The 19,598-nt window shown below is 71.3% G+C and carries 16 protein-coding genes; 4 read left to right on the forward strand and 12 right to left on the reverse strand.

The genetic code is table 11. The features are described 5' to 3' along the window. Position 1: 1 nt before the first annotated feature. Both ABTW65_RS06180 and ABTW65_RS06185 read left to right on the forward strand, forming a co-directional pair. Entirely contained in the window at positions 2 to 4,702 is a 4,701-nt protein-coding gene (locus ABTW65_RS06180) for an Lhr family helicase (RefSeq protein WP_350659074.1), read from the forward strand. A gap of 4 nt (positions 4,703 to 4,706) precedes the next feature. Further along, a complete protein-coding gene (locus tag ABTW65_RS06185; protein ID WP_350659075.1) occupies positions 4,707 to 5,459 on the forward strand; it encodes a DNA-formamidopyrimidine glycosylase family protein in 753 nt (250 codons plus the stop codon). A gap of 3 nt (positions 5,460 to 5,462) precedes the next feature. Here the strand turns inward: ABTW65_RS06185 and ABTW65_RS06190 are convergent, their stop codons facing one another. The 10 genes from ABTW65_RS06190 to ABTW65_RS06235 form a co-directional block, all read right to left on the reverse strand. Continuing rightward, on the reverse strand, positions 5,463 to 5,699 hold the full coding sequence (locus ABTW65_RS06190; RefSeq protein WP_350659076.1) for a hypothetical protein: 237 nt from the start codon (positions 5,697 to 5,699) through the stop codon (positions 5,463 to 5,465). A gap of 119 nt (positions 5,700 to 5,818) precedes the next feature. Next, on the reverse strand, positions 5,819 to 6,106 hold the full coding sequence (locus ABTW65_RS06195) for a helix-turn-helix domain-containing protein (protein WP_350659077.1): 288 nt from the start codon (positions 6,104 to 6,106) through the stop codon (positions 5,819 to 5,821). Between the two features lie 60 nt (positions 6,107 to 6,166). Next, positions 6,167 to 6,652 (reverse strand): CinA family protein, encoded by a 486-nt coding sequence (locus ABTW65_RS06200; protein WP_350659078.1) that lies wholly within the window; start codon positions 6,650 to 6,652, stop codon positions 6,167 to 6,169. Positions 6,653 to 6,786: 134 nt separating this feature from the next. Next, positions 6,787 to 8,760 (reverse strand): ExeM/NucH family extracellular endonuclease, encoded by a 1,974-nt coding sequence (locus tag ABTW65_RS06205; RefSeq protein WP_350659079.1) that lies wholly within the window; start codon positions 8,758 to 8,760, stop codon positions 6,787 to 6,789. 154 nt (positions 8,761 to 8,914) lie between these two features. Next, positions 8,915 to 9,553 (reverse strand): CDP-diacylglycerol--glycerol-3-phosphate 3-phosphatidyltransferase, encoded by a 639-nt coding sequence (gene pgsA, locus ABTW65_RS06210; protein ID WP_350659080.1) that lies wholly within the window; start codon positions 9,551 to 9,553, stop codon positions 8,915 to 8,917. A gap of 10 nt (positions 9,554 to 9,563) precedes the next feature. Then, entirely contained in the window at positions 9,564 to 10,967 is a 1,404-nt protein-coding gene (gene rimO, locus ABTW65_RS06215; RefSeq protein ID WP_350659273.1) for a 30S ribosomal protein S12 methylthiotransferase RimO, read from the reverse strand. A gap of 106 nt (positions 10,968 to 11,073) precedes the next feature. Beyond that, on the reverse strand, positions 11,074 to 11,496 hold the full coding sequence (locus tag ABTW65_RS06220; protein WP_350659081.1) for a universal stress protein: 423 nt from the start codon (positions 11,494 to 11,496) through the stop codon (positions 11,074 to 11,076). After that, positions 11,496 to 13,019, reverse strand: a complete 1,524-nt coding sequence (locus ABTW65_RS06225; protein WP_350659082.1) for a tripartite tricarboxylate transporter permease — start codon at positions 13,017 to 13,019, stop codon at positions 11,496 to 11,498. Before ABTW65_RS06225 ends, ABTW65_RS06220 begins: the two co-directional genes overlap by 1 nt. Before the next feature lie 10 nt (positions 13,020 to 13,029). Beyond that, the gene (locus ABTW65_RS06230) at positions 13,030 to 13,560 is read right to left on the reverse strand and encodes a tripartite tricarboxylate transporter TctB family protein (protein WP_350659083.1); all 531 of its coding nucleotides are present in this window, start codon (positions 13,558 to 13,560) and stop codon (positions 13,030 to 13,032) included. Next, positions 13,557 to 14,504 (reverse strand): Bug family tripartite tricarboxylate transporter substrate binding protein, encoded by a 948-nt coding sequence (locus tag ABTW65_RS06235; RefSeq protein ID WP_350659084.1) that lies wholly within the window; start codon positions 14,502 to 14,504, stop codon positions 13,557 to 13,559. The genes ABTW65_RS06230 and ABTW65_RS06235 overlap by 4 nt, the downstream gene beginning before the upstream one ends. Positions 14,505 to 14,706: 202 nt before the next feature. On the opposite strand from ABTW65_RS06235, the gene ABTW65_RS06240 reads away from it, so the two are divergent. Together ABTW65_RS06240 and ABTW65_RS06245 are read left to right on the forward strand one after the other, a co-directional pair. Beyond that, the gene (locus tag ABTW65_RS06240; protein WP_350659085.1) at positions 14,707 to 16,377 is read left to right on the forward strand and encodes a sensor histidine kinase; all 1,671 of its coding nucleotides are present in this window, start codon (positions 14,707 to 14,709) and stop codon (positions 16,375 to 16,377) included. Then, a complete protein-coding gene (locus ABTW65_RS06245) occupies positions 16,374 to 17,099 on the forward strand; it encodes a response regulator (protein ID WP_350659086.1) in 726 nt (241 codons plus the stop codon). Before ABTW65_RS06240 ends, ABTW65_RS06245 begins: the two co-directional genes overlap by 4 nt. 9 nt (positions 17,100 to 17,108) lie before the next feature. Here ABTW65_RS06245 and ABTW65_RS06250 read toward each other — a convergent pair whose 3' ends face one another. Together ABTW65_RS06250 and ABTW65_RS06255 are read right to left on the reverse strand one after the other, a co-directional pair. Next, the gene (locus ABTW65_RS06250; protein ID WP_350659087.1) at positions 17,109 to 18,128 is read right to left on the reverse strand and encodes a LacI family DNA-binding transcriptional regulator; all 1,020 of its coding nucleotides are present in this window, start codon (positions 18,126 to 18,128) and stop codon (positions 17,109 to 17,111) included. Positions 18,129 to 18,154: 26 nt separating this feature from the next. Continuing rightward, positions 18,155 to 19,525: a glycoside hydrolase family 16 protein gene (locus ABTW65_RS06255; protein ID WP_350659088.1), complete on the reverse strand. Its 1,371-nt coding sequence runs from the start codon at positions 19,523 to 19,525 to the stop codon at positions 18,155 to 18,157. Between the last annotated feature and the right edge of the window lie 73 nt (positions 19,526 to 19,598).

Raw genomic sequence — 19,598 nt, forward strand, 5'->3', positions numbered from 1 at the left:
CATGAGCGACACGTCCCAGGCGTTGGCGCAGTTCAGCGACCCGACCCGTACGTGGTTCGCGGCTGCCTTCGCGGCTCCGACCGCGGCTCAGGCCGGCGCCTGGGAGGCCATCGGGGCGGGGCGCAACGCGCTGGTAGTGGCGCCCACCGGGTCGGGCAAGACGCTGAGCGCGTTCCTGTGGTCGATCGACAAGCTGCTGAGCGAGCCGGTGCCGGAGAAGAAGCAGCGGTGCCGGGTGCTCTACATCTCCCCGCTCAAGGCGCTCGGCGTCGACGTCGAGCGCAACCTGCGCAGCCCGCTGGTCGGGATCCGGCAGACCGCCGAGCGGCTGGGCGTGGACGCGCCCGAGGTGCGGGTCGGGGTGCGGTCCGGAGACACGACCGCGGCCGACCGGCGCAAGCTGACCACCGCTCCCCCGGACATCCTGATCACCACGCCCGAGTCGCTCTTCCTGATGCTCACCAGCCAGGCCCGCGAGACGCTGCGCAGCGTCGAGACGGTGATCGTCGACGAGGTCCACGCGGTCGCGGCGACCAAGCGCGGCTCCCACCTCGCACTGACCCTGGAGCGCCTCGACGCGCTCCTGGACAAGCCGGCCCAGCGGATCGGACTCTCGGCGACCGTACGCCCGCTGGAGGAGGTCGCGCGCTACCTCGGCGGCGCCCAGCCCGTCGAGATCGTCGCGCCGCCGGCGGAGAAGCGGTGGGACCTGAGCGTCGTCGTACCGGTCGAGGACATGACCGCGCCGAGCGCCTACGGCGAGGAGGAGGACGAGGACCCGCAGCGGGCCTCCTCGATCTGGCCCCACGTCGAGGAGCACGTCGCCGATCTCGTCACCGCCCACCGCTCCACCATCGTCTTCGCCAACTCCCGCCGGATCGCGGAGCGGCTGACCGCGCGACTCAACGAGATCGCCTCCGACCGGGTCTTCCAGTCCGGTCCGCCACCCGCCCAGGTGATGGCCCAGTCGGGGCAGTCGCACGGCGCGGCCCAGGTGATCGCCAAGGCCCACCACGGCAGCGTGTCCAAGGAGCAGCGCGCCCTGATCGAGGACGACCTCAAGTCCGGCCGGCTGCCGGCGGTGGTCGCGACCTCCAGCCTCGAGCTCGGCATCGACATGGGCGCGGTCGACCTCGTCGTCCAGATCGAGTCTCCGCCCAGCGTCGCCTCCGCTCTCCAGCGCGTCGGGCGCGCCGGTCACCAGGTCGGCGAGGTGTCCCGCGGCGTGCTCTTCCCGAAGCACCGCGGCGATCTGGCCCAGACCGCGGTCAGCGTGCAGCGGATGCGGCAGGGCCTGATCGAGTCGATGAGCCTGCCCGCCAACCCGCTCGACGTACTCGCCCAACAAGTCGTCGCCGCCACCGCGCTGGACACCTGGGACGTCGACGAGCTGTTCACGATGGTCAGGAGAACGGCGTCGTACGCCACCCTCCCCCGCTCCGCCTACGACGCCACCCTCGACCTGCTCGCCGGGCGCTATCCGAGCGAGGAGTTCGCCGAGCTGCGGCCGCGCATCGTGTGGGACCGGGTCGCCGGGACCGTGACCGGACGGCCGGGAGCGCAGAGGCTGGCCGTCACCAGCGGCGGCACCATCCCCGACCGCGGCCTCTTCGGGGTCTATCTGGTCGGCGAAGGCACCGGAAGGCGCGTCGGCGAGCTCGACGAGGAGATGGTCTACGAGTCCCGGGTCGGTGACGTCTTCGCCCTCGGCGCGACGAGCTGGCGGATCGAGGACATCACCCACGACCGGGTGCTGGTGACCCCGGCTCCCGGCATCCCGGGACGCCTGCCGTTTTGGAAGGGCGACTCGCTCGGCCGGCCCGCCGAGCTCGGCGAGGCCGTCGGCGCCTACACCCGCGAGCTCGCCGCGCTGCCCGCGAAGAAGGCGGAGGCGCGAGCCCAGGAGGACGGCCTGGACGCCTACGCGGCCGCCAACCTGGTCACCTACCTGCACGAGCAGGCCGAGGCCACCAACGTCCTCCCCTCCGACAGCAACATCGTCGTCGAGCGCTTCCGCGACGAGCTGGGCGACTGGCGGCTGGTGGTCCACTCCCCCTACGGCCGCCCGGTCCACGCCCCGTGGGCGCTGGCGATCAACGCGCGGATCCGGGAGCGCTACGGCGTCGACGGGCAGGCGATCGACAGCGACGACGGCATCGTGATCCGCCTCCCTGACACCGATGCCGAGGCGCCGACCGGCGAGATCATCGCCTTCGAGCCCGACGAGATCGAGGACCTGGTCACCACCGAGGTCGGCGGGTCGGCGCTGTTCGCCAGTCGCTTCCGCGAGTGCGCGGCGCGAGCCCTGCTCCTCCCCCGCCGCGACCCCGGCCGCCGGTCGCCGCTGTGGCAGCAGCGTCAGCGCTCCGCCGCCCTGCTCGAAGTCGCCTCGCAATACCCGAGCTTCCCGATCATCCTCGAGGCCGTACGCGAGTGCCTCCGCGATGTCTACGACCTCCCCTCCCTCGTCGGTCTCCTGCGGCGCATCGAGCGCCGCGAGATCTCGATCGTCGACGTCGCCACCCCGAGCCCCTCGCCCTACGCCCAGTCGCTCCTCTTCGGCTACGTCGCCCAGTTCCTCTACGAGGGCGACTCGCCCCTCGCCGAGCGCCGAGCCGCCGCCCTCACCCTCGACCAGGGCCTCCTCGCCGAGCTGCTCGGCCGTGCCGAGCTCCGCGAGCTCCTCGACCCCGAGGTCCTCGCCGAGGTCGAGTCCGAGCTCCAGCGCCTCGCCCCCGGCCGGAGAGCCCGAGGCGCCGAAGGCATCACCGACCTCATCCGCACCATCGGCCCGCTGACCCTCGATGAGATCACCTCCCGCACCACCCCAACCGAGGCGTCACGTACGTCGGCCGAGGCGTCAGGCGCGTCGGCCGAAGCGTCAGGCGCGTCGGCCGAAGCGTCACGTACGTCGGTCGAAGCGTCACCGGCTGACGTCTCGGCCAGCGCGAGTGACGTCTCGGCCAGCGCGAGTGACGTCTCGGCCGACCGGGGTGACGTCTCGGCGATGCTGGATGACCTTGCCACCGCTCGACGGGTCGTCGAGGTGCGGGTTGCCGGGGAGGCTCGGTGGGCGGTGGTCGAGGATGTGGCCAGGCTCAGGGACGGGCTGGGGGTGGCGGTCCCTCCGGGCGTACCGTCGGCGTTCACCGAGCCCGTCGAGGACCCGGTCGGCGACCTGGTCTCGCGGTACGCGCGCTCGCACGGTCCGTTCACGGTCGCCGACGTGGCGTCGCGGCTGGGGCTGGGCGAGGCGGTCGTACGGCACGCCCTGGCGCGGCTCTCGGCGCGCGGGCGGGTGCTCGACGGGGAGTTCCGGCCCGGCGGGAGCGGGCTGGAGTGGTGTGACGCCGACGTGCTCCGGATGCTGCGCCGACGCTCGCTGGCGCGCCTGCGCAAGGAGGTCGAGCCCGTCGACCCCGCGGCACTGGGCAGGTTCCTCCCGGCGTGGCAGAAGGCGTCCGTAAGCAAGGGCGCGCTGCGCGGGGTCGACGGCGTGCTGAGCGTGGTCGACCAGCTGGCCGGCTGCCCGGTCCCGGCCAGCGCGCTGGAGAGCCTGATCCTTCCCGCCCGGGTAGTGGACTACGAGCCGGCGTTCCTCGACGAGCTGACCTCCGGCGGCGAGGTGCTCTGGGCCGGCCACGGCACCCTGCCCGGCACGGACGGCTGGGTCTCGCTACACCCGGCCGACACCGCGGAGCTGACCCTGCCGCCGCCCGCTGAGACGTCGCCTGGACCGCTCGCCGAGCGGCTCCTCGAGGCCCTGGAGCCCGGCGGAGCCTGGTTCTTCCACCAGCTCGCCCGGACCCTGGCGGCCGACAGCGAGGAGACCACGAGCGACGCCGACCTGAGCGCGGCGCTGTGGGAGCTGGTCTGGTCCGGGCGGGTCAGCAACGACACCCTGCTGCCGTTGCGGGCGCTGACCCGTTCCGGCACGCCGTCGCACCGCTCCCGGCGGCCACCGCCGCGCGCCCGCGGCGGGCGCTACACGGGCAATGCGCGGATGCCCGCCCGGGCCGGTCTCCCGGAGACGGCCGGGCGCTGGACGATCCTGCCCGCGCCCGATCCCGATCCGACCAAGCGCGCCCACGCAGCGGCCGAACGACTCCTGGACCGTCACGGTGTGGTCACCCGCGGCGCGGTCCAGTCCGAGCGCACCCCCGGAGGGTTCGCCGCCGTCTACAAGGTGCTCAGCGCGTTCGAGGAGTCCGGCCGCGCCCGCCGGGGCTACTTCGTCGAGGGCCTGGGCGCGGCCCAGTTCGGCACCGCGGGCTCGGTCGATCGGCTGCGTACGTTCTCCCGGGTCGAGTCCAGCGACAAGCCGGTCGCCCTAGCGCTCGCCGCGACCGACCCGGCCAACCCCTACGGCGCGGCACTCCCCTGGCCGGCCTCGGAGGAGGGCCACCGGCCGGGTCGCAAGGCGGGCGCGATCGTGGTGATGGTCGACGGCGAGCTGGCGATGTACGTCGAGCGCGGCGGCCGCACCCTGCTGACCTGGTCCGATGACCCCAACCTCCTCGAGCCCGGTGCCGAGGCGCTCGCCGACGCCGTCCGACGCGGGGCGCTGGGACGGCTCACGGTCGAGAAGGCCGACGGCGCCCCGCTGCTCGGGTCCGGCGACACCCCGCTGCGCCAGGCGCTCCAGTACGCCGGCTTCATCGCCACCCCGCGCGGCCTGCGCCTGACCTCACCAGGCAGGTGAGACCGTGCCCGAAGGCGACGCGGTGCTCCGGACCGCCCGCAGGCTCGACAAGGGGCTGGCGGGGCAGGTGCTGACGCGTACGGACTTCCGGGTGCCGCAGCTGGCAACGGCGGACCTGTCCGGCGGCACCGTCCGCGAGACGGTGGCCTGCGGCAAGCATCTGCTGACCCGGATCGACCATCGCACCGGCGAGTGGACGCTGCACACCCATCTGAAGATGGACGGCTCCTGGCGCGTCTTCGAGGCGGGCCGGCGCTGGCCGAAGCCCGCCTTCCAGGCGCGGGTGGTTCTCCGCACCGAGAAGACCGAGGCGGTCGGCTTCCTCCTCGGCATCGTCGAGCTCGTCCCCCGCGACCAGGAGGAGCGACTGGTCGCCCACCTCGGCCCGGACATCCTCGCCGACGATTGGGACCCCGACACGGCCATCGAACGCCTCGCACGGCAACCCGAGCGGCCGCTCTTCGACGCGCTGCGCGACCAGACCAACCTGGCCGGGATCGGCACGATCTACGCCGCAGAGACCTGCTTCATCGCCGGGATCAACCCGCTGCGTACGGTCGCGGAGGCCGGCGACCGACTCCCGCGCATCCTCCAGCGCACCCGCGACCTGATGCAGGCCGACTGGTCGCGATCCCGGCAGATGTGGGTGTACGGCCGCCGGGCGTGCCGGCGCTGCGGCGGCACCGTGACCGTCGCCAAGGTCGGCCCGCCGGGCAAGGAGCGCCCGGCCTACTACTGCGCGAACTGCCAGGCCTAGCGCCTAGCAGCCGTGCAGCAGCCGCAGCCGGATCTGGGCGATCCGGACCCGCGTGTCACGCATGTGGCGGGCGACGTGGGTCCGCTCGCCGGGTGCGACCGAGGTGAACTCGTCGCGAAGGATGTTCAGGGTCTCCTCCAGCCCGAAGAGCTCGGCCTCGAGCAGGTCGGGAGAATGCGCGTCGCCCTCGACACACGGCGAGGGCACCGTCAGGTCTGGAAGCTCGTTATCGACTGCCATGCTCATCGCACCATCTCCCCATGAATGCGCGAGCCCGTGGTGGGCTCACATCGGCAAGGAGACGGAACGGTCCGCGTTGAGACACGGGTGACGAAAACTCCCCCAGATTGGGGAGAGAATCAAGCAGCGGCGGCGTCGGCCGCGGCGCGAACCGGCATCCGGAGGATGGTGGCCTCTTCGACGGCGACCGCGTTGGAGACGTCGCGAAGGACGTCGGAGAGAGCGACGTCGAGGGCGCTGCAGAGCGAGGCGAGGAGCTCGGAGGAGGCTTCCTTCTGGCCACGCTCGACCTCGGAGATGTAGCCGAGGCTGACTCGCGCCTGCGCGGAGACCTCGCGCAGGGTCATCCCACGCTCCAGCCGCTGGGCACGAAGCACCTCGCCGAGAAGTCGACGGAAGAGCACCATTGCGGTCAGCCTCCTACAGTTCACAAGTCACCGACATCTGGGTGACGTCTTGCTCCAACGCTACCTGACCCCTCGATGTTCCCGCCGAAGTAGTCCGAGTAGTTCATCAACAGCGAACAAACAGGTATCACGCTGGATCTCCATGCGCGAGCCCGACAGTCCGAGAAGCGTCGTTGTTTCACCGTGCGGACCGGAAAGGCCCACATAGACCGTCCCGACGGGCTTTCCCTCCTGCTCCTCGGGCCCAGCCACGCCCGTCGTCGCGAGTCCGTACGTCGCCCCCGAGCGCTCGCGCGCACCCGCGGCCATCGCCGCCGCGCACTCCGCGGAGACCACTCCGACGGTCTCGATCACCGAGACGGGAACACCCAGGAGGGTGTGCTTCAGCTCCGTCGCGTACGTCACGAAACCCCCGCGAAACGTCTTCGAGGCACCCGGAGGGTCGGTGAGCAGCGCGGCCAGGCGGCCGGCGGTCAGGGACTCGGCGGTCGCCACGGTGGCGCCGGCGTCGCGCAGAGCGGCATGGAGATCATCGACTGCTGCCATGCGGAAACTTTAGCGGCTGTGTTGGTCTCGACACGCCTTCGCCTAGCGGCTCCGGCGGCTCGACCAGCGGTCCGCTGGTCGAGCCCGGCGAGCGCCAGCGAGCCGGTGTCGAGACCAACACAGTCAGCGAGCGCCTAGCCCGCGTTGCGCTCCAGCCCGACGACGACGGGGTCGTGGTCGGAGGAGCGGTACGGCGAGTCGGTGTGCAGGTCGACACCGGTGTAGTTGTAGCGGCTGTACTCCATCAGCAGGGACTCACCCGAGTTGATCCCCCAGATGTCGGAGCCGGTGAAGCGGCGCTGGGCGTGGCGGTTGAGGAGCACATGGTCGAGCGATCCGGCCAGGCCCGAGAAGGAGTAGCTGTACTCCTCGTTGCCGCTGAGCGTCTCGGAGTCGGCGTAGCCGGCCTCGTAGAGGACCTGCATCGGGTCCTCCTGGGTGTAGGAGTTGAAGTCACCGGCGAGCGCGACGTCGGTGACCCCGGTCTGGGAACGGATCGAGGAGACCCACGAGACCAGCGCGGTGGCCTGGCGGACCCGCGACTCGTTGGAGGCACCTTGGCCGTCGCCGGTGTCGCCGTCGCCCGGCCACGGGCCCGGCGAGCCCTTCGACTTGAAGTGGTTGACCACGAAGAAGAACGGCGCGCCGCCGTCGGCGGGCTTGAAGATCTGGCCGATGGGCTCACGGGCGTTGCCGAAGGCCTGGTCGTCGCCGCTCTGGTCGCCCAGCGCGCGGGCCTCATCGATGCGGCGTACGGCCGATCGCTTGTAGATGATCGCGTTGGTGATCACGTCGGCGCCGGAGGCGTCGGGCAGCTCGGCCGAGGACGGGTTGGCCGTCCAGACCTTGCGCCCGGCGGCCGCGTTGAGCGCGGCGACCAGCGAGTTGGTCGCCTCGTCCGGGGTCTCGCCCAGGCGGGCGGAGTTCTCGATCTCCATCAGCCCGACGACGTCGGCGTCGAGCGCGTTGATCGCGGAGACGATCTTCGACTGCTGGCGGCCGAAGTCGGCCGGGTCCCAGGCACCGCGCTGGTCGCAGCCGCCGCTGACGTTGTTGCCGTCGCCGGCGCGGTCCTTGAAGGCGGTGCAGCCACCGTCACCGACGTTGTCGTCGTTGGCGTCACCGAGCGTGGTGAAGTAGTTGAGCACGTTGAACGAGGCGATCTTCACGTCGGCGTGGCGGCCGATCTTGCGCTCGTCGGGAGCGTCGGTGCGTACGTCCTCGAAGTCCGCCGGCCACGACGCCGGGTCGGCGGTGGCGACCTGGGTCGGCTGGAGGCGGTAGGTCGGCGCCGAGGGCGAGCCGCCCTGGGAGAGGATCACCGGGCCGCGGAAGTCGACGGAGGCGCCGACCACGACGGGCGCGGTGTTGGAGACGTAGGGGATCGTCCGGCTCGTCGGCGGGCGCAGCGTGGTCGAGGAGCCGTCGTCGAGCACGATCCCGCGAGCGGCGTTGTCGGCCTCGACGGCCTCGGCCTCGGGCGACCCGGGACGGGCCACCTCGGTCGGCTGGAGCAAGGGGCGGTCACCCTGGGCGAGACCGAGCTCGCCGAAGTTCTCGACCCCGTAGGTGTTGCTCACCGTGACGTCGCCCTGGGGCGCGAAGAGCATGCCCTCCAGCGACTCCTTCTGCGCGGCGGTCGCCGGCCACTGGGACACGACCGGGTCGATCGACCCGGTGCCCTCGGCGACGATGTCGGCGGCCGTGGGCACCGAGACCTCGGTCAGCCCGGCGTACTCGGTGACCTCACCGGTCACAGTCACGGCGTCGCCGGGCCTGACGGTGACGGCGCCCGCCGAGCGGGGCTGGTAGACGAAGATCGCGTCGGAGGCATCGTGGGACCCGAGGTCGAGCGACCCGCCCGTGCCAGGGGTCTGGAGGTAGAAGCCGAAGAAGCCGCCCGAGGGGTAGGCCGCGGTGACGATGCCGCTGGTCGTGACGGTCTGTCCGACGAGCGGGCTGGCGGTGCCGGTGCCTTGGATGTCGGCGATGGCGACGGCCTCGGGCGTCGTGGCGGCGCGCGCGGTCGGGATGGCGACCGCTCCGATGCCGGCGACGGCGGCCGTCAGGCCGACCACCGAACCGAGCACCTGACGTGCTGAGAACATGGATGACTCCCCGCATGGAAGTAGAAGGCGATGGGCGGTCTGCCCGATTCAGCACCGACCGAAACCACGCGACCATAACGCGGCGTACGCCCCCGCGGCGGGGATCTTGGATGAACGTCCGGTAACGGAGTTACAACTACCCGAAATTGGAGAACTACGAGGAGCGGAGGGCGGCGCGCTGCTTCCATACGCCGTGGAAGAACTGCGCCCCCGACCACATCGTCAGCGCGACCGCGACCGCGAGGCAGATCTGGAAGGCGTAGAAGAGCAGCTCCCAGACCAGGGCGTCACCGAAGGCGCCACCGTGGGCCGAACCATGCGGGAGCGGCAGCAGCAGGCCGCCGAGGGCGACCGCCTGCACCGTGGTCTTGATCTTGCCGAGCTGGTCGGCGGCGATCACGATCTTCTTGAGCACCGAGAGGCGCAGCAAGGTGACGCTCCACTCGCGCAGCAGCACGATGATGGTCACCCACCACCAGATGTCGCCGACGATCGAGAGGCCGATGAGGGCCATCCCGGTGACTGCCTTGTCGGCGATCGGGTCGGCGATCTTGCCGAAGTCGGTGATCAGGTTGTGCTTGCGGGCCAGGTCGCCGTCGATCTTGTCGGTGATCATCGCCAGCGCGAAGATGACGAAGGAGACCCAGCGCAGGGTCGGGTTGTCGCCGCCGTCGGCCAGCAGCGCCCACGCGAAGAACGGCACCGCGAGGATCCGCAGCGTGGTCAGCGCGTTGGGTACGTTCCAGTTGCTCGTCTTCACGGCGGCGGTGTCATCGTTCGGCTGGGCGTTCACGGGCTGCACCTTAACCGTTCACCGACGCGACCAGGTCAACGCCTTCGGAGGCGATGACGGTCGCGTTCACGAGATCACCGGGACGTACGCCCTCGATGTCTCCTTCGAGGGAGGTCATCCCGTCGACCTCAGGCCCCTGGTGGGCGGCCCGGCCCAGCACTTCACCGTCGGAGATCTCCTCGACGAGCACGACGACCTGCTCCCCGATCCGCTCCTCGGCGCGCTGGGCGGTGAGCTCCTCGACGAGCTCGTTGACGTGCTCGACGCGGGCGCGGATCTCGTCGGCGTCCAGCTTGAGCGACTCGTCGAAGCCGGCGGCCTCGGTGCCCTCCTCGTCGGAGTAGCCGAAGACGCCGGTGACGTCCATGCGCGCGGCGACCAGGAAGTCGGTGAGGATCTCGAGGTCCTCCTCGGTCTCACCGGGGAAGCCGACGATGACGTTGGACCGCACCCCGGCCTCGGGCGCGTAGCCACGGATCTGCTCGAGCAGGCCCAGGAAGCTCTCCGGGTCGCCGAACCGCTTCATCCGCCGCAGGACGGCGTTGGAGGCGTGCTGGAAGCTCAGGTCGAAGTAGGGCGTCACGCCCGGCGTGGTGCCGATGACCTTCAGCAGGTCGGGCCGGGTCTCGGCGGGCTGCAGGTAGGAGACGCGTACGCGCTCGATGCCGTCGATGGCGGCCAGCTCCGGCAGGAGCGTCTCGAGGAGCCGGATGTCGCCGAGGTCCTTGCCGTAGGAGGTGGAGTTCTCCGAGACCAGGAAGAGCTCCTTGACGCCCTGCTGGGCCAGCCACTGGCCCTCGTGGAGCACGTCGGAGGGGCGCCGCGACACGAACGAGCCGCGGAACTGCGGGATCGCGCAGAAGGTGCAGCGCCGGTCGCAGCCGCTGGCGAGCTTCAGCGGCGCCCACGGGGCGTCGTCGAGCCGCGTACGTCCCGCGAAACCGGGCACCTGGTCGACCGCGGCCATGCCGGGGACCGAGATGGCCGAGGCGTCGCGCTCGACCGGGGAGATCGGGAGCAGCAGACGCCGGTCCTGAGGCGTGTGCGGGTGGTGGGTCTCACCGCTGAGGATGGAGCGCAGCTTGGCGGCGATGTCGGGGTAGTCGTCGAACCCGAGCACGGCGTCGGCCTCGGGGAGCTCGGCAGCCAGGTCCTTGCCGTAGCGCTCGGCCATGCAGCCGACCGCGACGACGGCCTGCGCCTTGCCCGTCTCCTTGAGATCGGCGGCCTCGAGCAGCGTGTCGACCGAGTCCTTCTTCGCCTGCTCGACGAACCCGCAGGTGTTGACGACCACGGTGTCGGCCTCGTCCGGATCGGCGACCAGCCGGAAGCCTCCGGCCGTCAGCCGGCCGGCGAGCTCCTCGGAGTCCACCTCGTTGCGGGTGCACCCGAGGGTCACCATGGCGACCGACAGGAGTGGCTGGGCGGTCTCGGCGGAGGGTTCGGTGGCTGTGCTCATCACCGTGAAGTATGACGGGCACACGCCCCGGACACCGAACCCTCGCGCCGTGGAGCGGCGATCAGTCGGGCACGGAGCCCGGCTTGACGGAGAGGACCGGGCAGGATGCGCCGAGCAGGATCCGCTGCGCGACGCTGCCCATCAGCAGCTTGCCGACCGGCGTACGCCGCCGCAGACCGACCACGACCAGCTTGGCGTCGAGCTGCTCGGCGGCGTCGAGGACAGCGCCGGCGACGTCCGGGTCGATGGACTGCCGGATCTCGTGGAGCCGGCCGGACTCGGTGAGCCGGCGTTCGAGCTCGCCGAGCTGCTCATCGAGGGCGTAGCGGTCATCGACCAGGGCGTCGCCGCGCGATGCGTTGACGACCACGACGCCACGGTCGCGACGCTCGGCGTCGGCGAGCGCCCAGTCCAGCGCGACCGAGCCGTAGACATCAGGCGCCCACGCCACGACCACCCAGCCACCTGCGGGAGTCTCACTCATCAGTTCACCAGCTCCTTCTCGTCCTCGACGTCGGCCGACTGCTCGGCCCGTGCCCGGACCCGGGCGATGAACGGCCGGCCCAGGATGAACAGCGCGATCAGGATGTAGACGACCACCGCGAGCGGCTCGCTCAGCAACACACCGTAGTCACCACCCGAGATCGTCAGCGCCTCACGCAGCTTGGTCTCCATCAGCGGCCCCAGGATGACACCCAGGATCAACGGCAGCACAGGCAGGCCGAAGCGGCGCATGATCAGCCCGAGCAGACCGAAGGCGAGCAGCAGCCCGATGTCGAACGGATCCAGGTTGGTGGCGTACGCACCCAGGCAGGCGAAGAACAGGATGCCGGCATAGAGCTGCGGCCTCGGGATCCGCAGCAGCCGGGCCCACAGAGGCGCCAGCGGCAGGTTGAGCACCAGCAGCAGGGTGTTGCCGATCAGGAGGCTGGCCAGCAGCGTCCACACCAGGTCGGCGTGGTCCGTCATCAGCTGCGGGCCCGGGGTGATGCCGTAGCCCTGGAGCGCCGAGAGCATCACCGCGGCCGTGGCCGTCACCGGCAGGCCGAGAGCCAGCATCGGCACGAACATCCCGGCGGCCGAGGCGTTGTTGGCAGCCTCCGGCCCGGCGACACCCTCGATAGCCCCGCGGCCGAAGTCACCGCGCTTGGAGAGCTTCCGCTCGGTCAGGTACGAGAGGAACGTCGGGATCTCGGCGCCGCCGGCCGGCAGCGCGCCGAACGGGAACCCGAAGGCGGTGCCGCGCAGCCACGGCTTCCAGGAGCGGCCCCAGTCGTCACGCGACAGCCACGGACGGCCGACCGGGATCACGTGCGCCGGCTTCCGACGCAGGTGGGCGGCCACCCACAGGGCCTCACCGAGGGCGAAGATGCCGACCGCGACGACCACAATGTCGAGCCGGTCGACGAGCTGGGTCACACCGAAGGTGAGCCGCGGCTGGCCGGTGTTGAGGTCGAGACCGACCAGGCCGATCGTCAGGCCGAGGAACAGCGCCGCGAAGCCGCGCAGGGCCGAGGTGCCCAGGACCGTGGTGGTCATGACCAGGGCCAGGACCATCAGCGCGAAGTACGAGGGCGCACCCAGGTTGACGGCCACGTCGGCCAGGGCCGGCGAGAAGAAGGCCACCAGGATGGTGCCGATGGTGCCGGCGACGAACGAGCCGACCGCGGCGGTGGCCAGCGCCTGCGCGCCACGCCCCGCTCTGGCCATCCGGTTGCCCTCCAGCGCCGTCATCACCGAGGCGGACTCCCCCGGTGTGTTCAGCAGGATCGAGGTGGTGGAGCCGCCGTACATGCCGCCGTAGTAGAGGCCGGCGAACATGATGAACGCGCTGGTCGGCTCGAGCCGGTACGTCACGGGCAGCAGCAGCGCGATGGCCATCGCCGGCCCGATGCCGGGCAGCACGCCGACGAAGGTGCCCAGCAGCACGCCGATGGCGGCGTAGAGCAGGTTCATCGGGGTCAGGGCGGACTCGAGCCCACCCATGAGAAGTTCGAAGTTCTCCATCAGTCAGTCCTCACAGGATCCCGTCGAGTACGCCAGGGGTGAGCGGGATGCCCAGACCGACGTAGAAGGCGTACCAGCTGGCGACCGCCAGGACGAGCCCGACGATCACGTCCCGCACGAGCGTGCGGGAGCCGAGGGACCAGGCGGCGCCGGCGAAGAGCACCGCGCCCGAGATCGCCCAGCCGAGCAGGTTCACGGTCGCGACCGTGAACAGCAGGACCGCGACCAGCTTGAGGACCGTCAGCCAGTCGGCCGACTGGCTCAGGTCGACGTCCTCGCCCTCCTCGGGCTCCGGCTGGGAGCCGCGGGCGGTGGCGACCGCCAGCAGCACACCGACCACGACGAGGCCGGCGCCGATGACGTACGGGAAGACGCGGGGACCGACCGGGTCGGCGAAGCCGACCTCCAGGCCGGTGGCGTCGATGACGGTGTAGATCCCGACGACGACCAGGAACAGGGCCAGGCCGTACTGGGCGACGTCGACCCGGCGCGCGGGGCTCTTGGGCTCGGGGGGTTGGGTTTCGGTTTCGTGGACGCTCACAGCAGGTCCAGCTCCTTCAGGGTGGAGGCGACGCGCTGGTCCTGCTCGACCAGCAGATCGTCGAAGTCGTCGCCGGTGACGAAGGCGTCGGTCCAGCCGTTGTCCTTCAGCGCCTGCTGCCACTGCTTCGAGTCGTGCATCCGGGTGAGCAGGTCGATCAGCTCCTGCCGGCGCTTTTCGCTGATGCCCGGCGGGGCGAGTACGCCGCGCCAGTTGAGGAAGACCAGGTCGATGCCGCTCTCGGTCAGCGTGGGCGCGTCGGCGAAGACGCCGGTGCCGCGCTCGTCGCCCGAGACGGCCAGCACCCGCAGCTCACCGGCCTCCACCTGGCCCTCGAACTCGGCGAGACCGGAGAAGCCGACGTCGATCTTCTGACCCAGCAGCGCGCTGGTGAGCGGGCCACCGCCGTCGTACGGGACGTACTTGACCTTCTTCGGGTCGATGCCGGTGGCCTCGGCCAGCTGCATCGGGAAGAGGTGGTCGGGGCCACCGGGCGAGGAGCCGCCGCCGACCACGATGGACTCGGGGTCCTCGGCCCAGGCCTTCACCAGGTCGTCGATGGTCTTGAACGGCGAGTCGGCCGGAACCAGCACGCCCTCCTGCTCCTCGATGAGCTGGGCGATCGGGGTCGCGTCCTGGGGACGAGCGTCCACGCCGAAGGAGTAGGTGGAGCCCACGACGCCCAGACCGATGGTCATGAGCAGGTTGCCGTTGCCCTCCTCGCTCATCAGGCGGGACATCGCGACGGAGCCGCCGGCGCCCAGGATGTTGGTCACCTGGATGTCGCCGCCGGTCATGTTGTCGCGGTCGAGGACCCCCACGGCCGCCCGACCGGTCTGGTCATAGCCGCCACCGGGGCTGTTCGGGATCCACATGTCGAGGTCGCGGGACTCCGCGCCCCCGGTCACGCCGCAGGCCGATGCCGCGGCAAGCAGGCAGGTCACGAGCACAACGGCGAGGGCGCGGGTACGGCGTATGCTCGCTGCCCGGCCCTGCTGCGTCGACAGCGGCGGTCGGGGCGGGGACTGCGATGTCGGCGTCGACAACGGCTGGCCTCCAGACTCAAGGGATGAAACGGTCAGTGGCGATGCTCACAGGCCGGGGTGACCGTCGTCACCATTCGGCAACCAAAGGAGGTTGTGTAACTTGTGGTCACGCGGACCGCGCCGCCATCTGACGCTGGCCGGGCAGGTGCTGCTGCTGCAGCTCTCGGTGCTGCTGCTCGTCGTCGTGGCGACCAGCATCGTCTCCCTGCGACAGAGCGACGCCGACTTCCGTGACTCCCGTGAGGACCGGCTGCGCGCCGCCGCGGAGAGCCTGGCCGGGATCGCGGCGATCCAGGACGGGCTGCTGACCAGCACTCCCGACCGGCAGGCGCTGGGCTTCTACCTGCAGACCCGGGCCGCGGACGCGGGCGCCGACACCGCCTACCTCACCGGGCTCGACGGCACCGTTCTGGTCGCCACCGACCCCACCCGGGTCGGCGAGACGCTTGACCTGGGCCGACGCGAGACGACCCGGGCCTGGTCCGGCGACATCGATGATGCCGGCCGCCGCGCGATCGCCGCCCAGGTCCCGGTCTATGGCGGTGGTTCGACCGGTGCGGACGCCGAGGCGCCGCGTCCGGTCGGCGTGGTCGTGGTGACCGAGGACTACCCGCCGCTGACCGAGCGCCTCGCCCGCACCTGGGCCGACGCCCTCACCGTGCTGTTGGCCGGTCTCGCGCTCGGGGTGCTCGGGTCGTGGCTGCTGGCGCGGCTGATCAAGCGGCGTACGCGTGGGCTCGAGCCCCGCGACATCGCCGCCCTCGCCGACCACCGCGAGGGCCTGCTGCGCTCGATCCGCGAGGGGGTGCTGGCCGTCGGCGCCGATGGGCGGGTCAGCCTGATGAGCGACAGCGCCCGGGAGCTGCTCGGGCTGACCTCGGACCCGACCGGGCGCCGGCTAAACGAGCTCGACCTGCCCGCCGAGACGCTCGCCCTGCTCAGCGGGCTCGAGGAGGTGCACGATGCGCCGCTGGTCACCGGCGAGCGGGTGCTCGTGCTCAACCGCAACCGGGTCCACCACGACGGCCGCCCCGCCGGCACCGTCACCACGCTGCGCGACCGCACCGAGCTGGTGGCGCTGCAGAGCGAGCTCAACGCCCGCGAGAGCGTCACCGAGACCCTGCGGGCGCAGACCCACGAGTTCAGCAACCAGCTGCACACCATCACCGGGCTCCTCCAGCTGGAGGAGTACGCCGAGGTTGGCCAGTTCGTCACCGGGCTGACCGCGCGCCGGGCCGCGCTGAGCGACCACATCACCTCCCGGATCGACGACCCCGCGGTGGCCGCCCTACTCATCGCCAAGGCCAGCCTGGCCGCCGAGCGGCGGGTGAGCATCGACTTGGAGACGTCGAGCGCCCTGCCGCGGCTCACCCCCGACGGGTCCGCCGACGTGGTCACCGTCCTCGGCAACCTGGTCGACAACGCCGTCGACGCGGCCGCGCTGGTCGGGCCGATCGACGGGCGGGTCGGCGTACGCCTGACGGCCGAGGGCGAGACCGTGACCGTCCGCGTCTCCGACACCGGCGGTGGCGTGCCGGCCGAGCGGCTGCCCGAGATCTTCCGGCGCGGCTTCAGCACGAAACCGCGCGACGACAGCGGCCGCGGCGTCGGGCTCGCACTGGTCCAGCTGGTGTGCCGTGCACGCGGCGGCGAGGTCGAGGTGGAGAATAGCGGGTTGGCGGAGCGCCCCGGAGCGGTCTTCATCGCGACGCTGCCGGGCGCCGCGCCGCTCGCCCCACCCACCACCACTGCCCCCGAGGAGGCCCGATGACGTCCGCACCGGAGCTCACCGTGCTCGTGGTCGAGGACGACTTCATGGTGGCCTCGATCCACACCCGCTTCGTCGAGCGCGTCGAGGGGTTCCGGGTCGTCGGCGTGGCCGCGACCGGCTCCCAGGCGCTCGAGGAGACAGCGCGCCTCTCCCCCGACGTGCTGCTGCTCGACGTGCACCTTCCCGACTTCAGCGGCATCGAGCTGCTGCGCCGGCTGCGCGGACGAGGCGACGACACCGACGTCATCGTCATCACCGCCGCCCGCGAGGCCGACACGGTGCGGGCCGCCGCTGCCGGCGGCGCCGCCCACTACGTGGTCAAGCCGTTCCCGTTCGAGGACCTGGCCGCCCGGCTCGATGACGTACGCCGCTCCCGCGAGGCGCTCGCCCGGATCGGGCAACGGGCCGAGGGAGCCGGGGGTGCCGAGCACCGCGACGAGGTCCAGGCCGGCATCGACGAGGTCTTCAGCCACCAGGGCGCACGGGAGGCGCGCGAGCGGCTGCCGAAGGGACTCAGCGCCGAGACCGCCCAGGCTGTGCTGGCCGCGCTGCAGACCGCCGGCGAGCTCAGCGCCACCGAGTGCGCCGACGCGATCGGAGTCTCCCGGGTGAGCGCGCGCCGCTATCTCGAGCACTTCGCGAGCACGGGCCGGATCGGCGTACGTCTCAACTACGGCACCGCCGGCCGACCCGAGCGGCGCTACCGCGCGGGTGACGCCTGAGGCTCTGCCTCAGGCGGACTCGCGGACCACGAGCCTCGTCGGGAGCACGACGGAGGCCTCGACCTCCTCCTCCCCCGCCACCAGGCGGAGGATCTGCTCGGCGAGGCGGGTGCCGATCTCGTGGATCGGCTGGTGCACGGTCGTCAGGGGCGGGTCGGTGAACCGCGCGGCCTCGACGTCGTCGAACCCGATCACCGCCACGTCGGCGGGCACCCTGCGCCCGAGCCGGCGCAGCGTACGCAGGGCACCGTCGGCCATCAGGTCGGAGGCCGCGAAGACGGCGTCGATGCCGGGATCGCGCCGCAGCAACCGCTCCATCGCGTCGATGCCGGACTGGCGCATGAAGTCGCCCTCCTCGACCAGCGGCACCGCCCCCGGCAGCGCTTCGAGACCGGCGAGGTAGCCGGCGAGACGCTCGCGCCCGGCGACCATGTCCTGCGGCCCGGAGATGGTCGCGATCCGGCGGCGGCCGAGACCGATGAGGTGGTCCATCGCCGCCTTCACGCCGCTGGCGTGCTCGACGTCGATGTACGGCACGGTCGCCTCGCCCAGCGGCCTCCCGCTGGTGACGACCGGGACGCCCGCCGCCCGCAGCTCTTCGGGCAGCGTGTCGGCGCCGTGCATCGAGGCGAGCACGACACCGTCGACGGTGCGGCCGTGCACGTAGCGCAGGATCCGGTCGTGGCTCGACTGCGTCGAGGCGAGCAGCAGCACCAGCTGCTTGTCCGCCTTCTCCAGCGCCTCCCCCACACCCCGGATCACGCCAGGGAAGAAGGCATCATCGGAGAAGACCCGGGTCGCGGACTCCGGCAGGATCAGGGCGATGGAGTCCGTACGCTGCGTCACCAGGCTCCGCGCCGCCGGGTTCGGCACGTAGCCGAGGTCGGCGATCGCCTGGCGGATGCTCTCGGCGACGTCGGGGCGCACGGTCGTGGAGCCGTTGACGACGCGCGAGACCGTCGCTCGCGAGGCCCCGGCCGCCCGCGCCACCGTCTCCAGCGTCGGCCGGCCGGCCGGGGTCTCGTTCATGAGTGGAACCTATCTTCTCCTACCGCTCACCGGGAGAACGTGAACCAGTTCAGGTTGACGAAGTCGGCCGGCTGACCGCTGGTGAACCGCAGGAAGACCGTGTGCGTGCCGGTCACCCCGGTGATGCTGCCCGGGACCGTACGCCAGCTCTGCCAGCCTCCGGTGTTGGCCACCGAGAAGCTGCCGATCGGGGCGTTGTTCACGTTGTCGAGGCGTACCTCGACCAGGCCGCTGACCCCGGCCGGCGCGCCGGAGGCGACCCGTGCGGAGAACGTACGGGCAGCGCTCGAGCCGAAGTTCACGCCGTCGTAGCGGAGCCAGTCGCCATTCGCGAGGTAGCCGACGTCCTGCCCGCCGCCGGTGTCGGTGGTCGTCTCGGTCTGGGTGCCGCTCTGGGCGTTGTAGGACTCGGCCTGGATGGTCGAGTAGGCGTCCCGGCTGCCCGGGGCGGGCGGGTCGGTCGGCTCGGTGGTGCCGCCGCCCTTGGAGTAGACGGCAACGTAGTCGACCAGCATCGGTACGCCGGAGGCGGTCGCCGACGTCGGGTTGCCCGGCCAGCCGCCGCCGATCGCGACGTTGAGAATGATGAAGAAGCCGTGGTTGGTCGCGTTGTTCCAGGTCGTCGCGTCGACCTGGTCCGAGCGGACCGTGTGGTAGAGCGTGTTGTCGACGTAGAACCGGATCTGCTGCGGGCTGGTGCTGCGGTCCCACTCCATCGCGTAGGTGTGGAACGACGACTGGCAGGTCGAGCCCGGGCAGCCCTGGAGGGTCCCGCCGAGGCCGGTGGTCTCGTTGCACGGGCCGCCGGGCGAGGTGCCGCAGTGCAGCGTGCCCCAGACCTGGTTGGCGCCGTTGACGTTCTCCATGATGTCGATCTCACCGATGCCAGGCCAGTTCCAGTAGTTGCCGCGGAACGGCTCTCCCAGCATCCAGAACGCCGGCCAGATGCCCTGGGCCGCCGCGCCAGTGACGTTCGGCATCTGGATGCGGCCCTCGACGCGGAGCACGCCGCCGGAGGGCGGCTGGAAGTCGGTCCGGGTGGTCTCGATCCGGCCGGAGGTCCAGTTGCCGGCGCTGTCGCGGATCGGCTTGATGACGAGGTTGCCGCTGCCGTCCTGGTAGACGTTCTGGGTGCTGTCGGTGTGGTAGGCGATCTCCCCGGTGCCCCAGTTGGCCGCGCCGCCGGGATAGGAGTGGCCGATGTCGTAGATCCAGTTGTTCGTGTTGATCCGCGACCCGGCCGCGCCGGTGAAGTCGTCGCTCCACACCTTGGTCCAGCCTGCTGGGGTGCCCGGCTCCGACGCCTCCGACGCCTGCCCGATCGATGTCAGCGGGATCGCCACCGCGACCACACCGGCCGCGACGACCGCGGCTCCCAATGCCTTGAGACTTCTCATGATGACTCGCTTTCCGATGCCCGAGCGATGAGTCCTGGCGACTCGTGAGAGCGCTCTCTCGGATGATGGCCCC

Origin of the sequence: Nocardioides sp. NPDC127503 (genome assembly GCF_040302165.1) — a bacterium.
GTDB lineage: Bacteria > Actinomycetota > Actinomycetes > Propionibacteriales > Nocardioidaceae > Nocardioides.